Origin of the sequence: Streptomyces ipomoeae 91-03 (assembly GCF_000317595.1) — a bacterium.
Lineage (GTDB): Bacteria > Actinomycetota > Actinomycetes > Streptomycetales > Streptomycetaceae > Streptomyces > Streptomyces ipomoeae.
Window position 1 is genome coordinate 1 of sequence record NZ_AEJC01000460.1, and the last position, 3,889, is coordinate 3,889.

A 3,889-nucleotide genomic window follows, 5' to 3' on the forward strand; every position below is an offset into this window, starting at 1 on the left:
GCCCCTTCCGCCGTCTTGCGGCCGACCCGCCGTTCCCACTCGGCTGCGGGCAGCCGCGCCGTTCGTCGCTGCGGGCAGTCGTGCCGCTGGGGCGATGGGGGAGGGTGGGCGCGGTGGCACCTCGTGGTGCCGAGTTGCGCAGCCAACCCCCGCTCAGCGCCACCCCTGGTGACCCTGTATGCGCCGGTAAGTGAAACCCACGCCAGCCCAGTGTGGGGCTGGGTGGGGGCGGTTAGGGGGGTGTCGGGGGCCCGGGGGGTACGCCCAGTTCGCGGGAGACGGCCTCGTCGGTCCATTTCTGGGCTTGGGTGCGGGAGACGGTTCCGGTGTAGGTCGTCATCTGTACGGCCAGGCCGTCCAGGAGGGCGGTCAGGCGGAGCGCTGTTGCTGAGGGGTCGGGGCAGTGGAATTCGCCGGCTGCCACGCCGGCTTCGATTACCTGCGTGAGGGCGGCCTTCCACTGTTTGTCCAGGTCGCGGGTGACCTCGCGGAGCGTGGGGTCGCGCAGGGAGACGGCCCAACCCTCTATCCAGAGGCGCCAGCCCTTGGCCTGGCCGGTGGGGGCGTACCAGCGGACGGCCGCGCGGAGTCGGCGTAGGGCGGTCGTGCGGCGGTTCAGTAGTTTGCGGAGGTGGGCCAGGTCTTCCTCGGCGGCGTAGCGGAAGGCTTCGGCGACCAGCTTCTCCTTGGTCGAGAAGTGGTAGAGCACCAAGGCGTTGCTCACCCCGAGTGCGCCGGCGACGTCGGCGATCCGTACCGCCGCCACGCCGCGCGCCTCGATCTGTTCGATGGCGGCCCGGAGCAGCTCTTCACGCCGCTCGGCCACGCTCAACCGCACCCTGCCCACGCGGCAACCCTACCTACGGCCACCGGATCGGGCTTTCGGCGTCGTTTCGTCAGCGGTGCCGGCCGAAGCGGCTTGTGATGGTGGGGAGGCGGTCGGTGGCGATGGTGTGGGCGGCGGTACGGGGGGTTGTGTTGTTCGCTTCGGCGCTTGTGAGCATCAGGTCGACCAGGGCGCGCATCGAGCGGCGGGTGTGCGCGAAAGCCTCGTCGGCGGTCGGGCCGATGTCACCGAACAGGGTCCACCACCACCAGGCGTTGGTGGCGGAGTTGACGACCACGTCCGGGAGGATCGTCACCCCGCGTGCGGTGAGGAGTTCCTCGGCCTCCGGGAGGACGGGCATGTTGGCCGCCTCGGCGATCAGGCGGGCGGTGATCCGATGCTGGTTCGTCGGGTCGATCGCGTACGAGATCGCTGCGGGGATCAGTACGTCCGCGTCGGTGGTGAGCCAGGTGTCCGCCGGTGCTTCGTGGTCGTTGGGGCGGAGGGCCGTGCGGTCCACCGTGCCGTGTGGGTCGCGGGCGGCCAGGAGGGAGTCGATGTCCAGGCCGTCGGGGTTGGTGATGGTGCCCTTGATGTCGGCCACCGCGATGATCGTGAGCCCTGCCCGGGACAGGAAGCGGGCGGTGGCGCCGCCCATGGTGCCCAGGCCCTGTATGGCTGCTCGTGTGCCGGTGTACGGCAGACCGGCACGGTCCAGGGCTGTGAGTACGGACTCGGCGACGCCGCAGCCGCCGACCAGTTCGTCCAGGCCGATGCCGTCCACCTCGACCGCGAAGGCGGCTGCCAGGCGTTGTCGGGCCGTCTGCTCGTCGTCCAGGAGGGGGTAAACGGCCTGGATCGTCGACACCAGGCCCGCTTCGGCCGCCGCGCGGTCCATCAGGTCCTGGGTGAGGCCCAGGTCCTCGCCGGTCGTCCAGAAGCTCTCGATGTACGGGCGCATCGCGCGCAGATAGCGCACCAGGACGCCGTACGCCTCCGGGGAGCGGGGGTCGCAGTCGATGCCGCCCTTGGCGCCGCCGAGCGGGATGTAGCGGCCCTCGGGGTCGTAGTGCAGCGCCTCCTTCATCGTCATGCCACGGGCCAGGCCCGCGACCTCGTCGAGCGTGCAGCCCGGCCGCATCCGCAGGCCGCCGCTCGACACGCTTCGTACCAGCCGGTCCACGACGAGGAAGCCCTGCCGGTCCGTTACGTGATCGGTCCAGGTGAGGGACAGGAAGGGGGCGGACATCCAGGGCTCCAAGCGACCGAGGGGGCTGACGGGAACTGGAGGGGCTACTGAATCGTTGGTCAGTATGTCATCGCGTGGGGCGGGGTGGGACCGGCGCTGTCGGAGGGGCGGACCATAATGGAAAGCATTGGCGAATCACCAGGAGGTGCCGTGTCCGGTTCCCGTTCCCTGAGCTCGGGGCTGCGCGGATTGCAGCCCGCCGCCTTCGGCGCGGACCCGAGTGGTGCCCGGCTGGACCGGATCCGCAGATCCCCGCACTTCGCGAACGGTGTCTTCGTGAATCCGGAGAGCGCCGGCCTTCGTCCCTCGGGCGGTGTGGCGCTGGAGATCGCGAAGAGCCAGTTCCGCAAGGAGGAGCGCCTTCTGCGCGCCCCGGCCGGCCTCGTCCCCGTGCACTCCACCACCCTCGCCGATCTCTCCAAGCCGCCCGCGAGCGGCCTGCGGATCACCTGGATGGGGCACTCCAGCGTCCTCGCCGAGATCGACGGTCACCGGGTGCTCTTCGACCCGGTCTGGGGTGAGCGCTGCTCCCCGTTCGCCTTCGCCGGGCCCAAGCGGCTGCACCCCGTGCCGCTGCCGCTGGCCGCGCTCGGCCCGGTCGACGTCGTCGTCATCTCGCACGACCACTACGACCACCTGGACATGCCCACGATCAAGGCACTGGCCGGCACGGACACCCTCTTCGCGGTCCCCCTCGGCGTCGGCGCCCATCTGGAGCACTGGGGCGTCTCCGAGGGGCGGCTCCGTGAGCTGGACTGGCACGAGGCGACCAAGATCGGCGGCCTCACCCTCACCGCCACCCCCGCCCGGCACTTCTGCGGCCGGGGCCTGCGCAACAACCAGCACACGCTGTGGGCCTCCTGGGCCGTCGCCGGTGACGAGCACCGGATCTACCACAGCGGCGACACCGGGTACTTCGAGGGCTTCAAGGACATCGGTGCCGAGCACGGACCGTTCGACGTCAATATGATCCAGATCGGTGCCTACAGTGAGTTCTGGCCCGATATTCATATGACGCCCGAGGAGGGGTTGCAGACCCATCTCGACCTCCAGGGCGGACAGCCGAGCGGTGTGCTCCTGCCGATCCACTGGGCGACGTTCAACCTGGCACAGCACCCCTGGGCCGAGCCCGGGGAGCGGTCCATGTGGGTCGCGCACGAGGCGGGCGTCACGCTGGCCACACCCCGGCCCGGGGAGCCGTTCGAGCCGAAGAGCACGCCGCCGGTGAATCCCTGGTGGCGTGCCGTGGCCCATCAGCCGGTCGGCGGTTGGCCCACATGGCCGCCGGTGGGGGAGCAGTTGGACCTGGTGGCGGAGAACTGACGCCCTCCGCCGGGGCCATGGGACGACCGGATCGGGCGGCCGGGTCCCGGCGGGGGATGGGCCCGGCGCCGGTCCTGTGCGGTACGGGTCAGGCGGTTGCCGTCTCCTCGAGGCTTTCCACCGTGCCCTGGATGGTCGGGTTGCGGTACAGCTCGCGCAGGCGGAGGGAGGGCAGGCCGCGAGCGCGAAGGGCCGCTCCGACGCGGACGGCGAAGAGGGAGTTGCCGCCGAGATCGTCGGCAAGGGCGCGATGAGCGGCCTCCGCTTCGCCGACACCGAGACCGCCGACCGGGTGCAGGCGAACCTGTTCCGCGCCTCGATCGTCGCCGAGACCTCGGGACGGGGACACGTACTCAAACTCCTGCCCCCACTCACCATGACCGTCGTCGAATGGAAGGAGATCGCGGACACCCTCGTGGAAGTGATCACCGACACCGTCAACGCGTCGAGAATTCTCCCGATAGGGTGATTTTTTGATTGACGGCGAGGGT

General features: G+C 70.3%; 4 protein-coding genes. 1 reads left to right on the top strand and 3 read right to left on the bottom strand.

The features are described from left to right. Positions 1 to 232 precede the first annotated feature (232 nt). Together STRIP9103_RS30150 and STRIP9103_RS30155 are read right to left on the bottom strand one after the other, a co-directional pair. Complete coding sequence (locus STRIP9103_RS30150; RefSeq protein ID WP_009326754.1) at positions 233 to 847, bottom strand: TetR/AcrR family transcriptional regulator; 615 nt, start codon at positions 845 to 847, stop codon at positions 233 to 235. 49 nt (positions 848 to 896) lie between these two features. Continuing rightward, positions 897 to 2,075 carry a glutamate dehydrogenase gene (locus STRIP9103_RS30155; protein ID WP_009326753.1) on the bottom strand — a complete coding sequence of 393 codons (1,179 nt, stop codon included), beginning with the start codon at positions 2,073 to 2,075 and terminating at the stop codon, positions 897 to 899. A gap of 150 nt (positions 2,076 to 2,225) precedes the next feature. Between STRIP9103_RS30155 and STRIP9103_RS30160 the strand changes: the two genes are divergently transcribed. Further along, positions 2,226 to 3,398, top strand: coding sequence for an MBL fold metallo-hydrolase (locus STRIP9103_RS30160; RefSeq protein ID WP_009326755.1), 1,173 nt, complete (start codon positions 2,226 to 2,228; stop codon positions 3,396 to 3,398). Positions 3,399 to 3,486: 88 nt separating this feature from the next. On the opposite strand, the gene STRIP9103_RS52100 is transcribed toward STRIP9103_RS30160, so the two are convergent. Then, a partial coding sequence (locus STRIP9103_RS52100) for an acyl carrier protein (RefSeq protein ID WP_324605703.1) occupies positions 3,487 to 3,889 on the bottom strand: 403 nt, incomplete at its 5' end.

Excerpts from the sequence above, each read along its gene's own strand:
- STRIP9103_RS30155 (WP_009326753.1), bottom strand. The coding sequence starts at position 2,075 with ATGTCCGCCCCCTTCCTGTCCCTCACCTGGACCGATCACGTAACGGAC.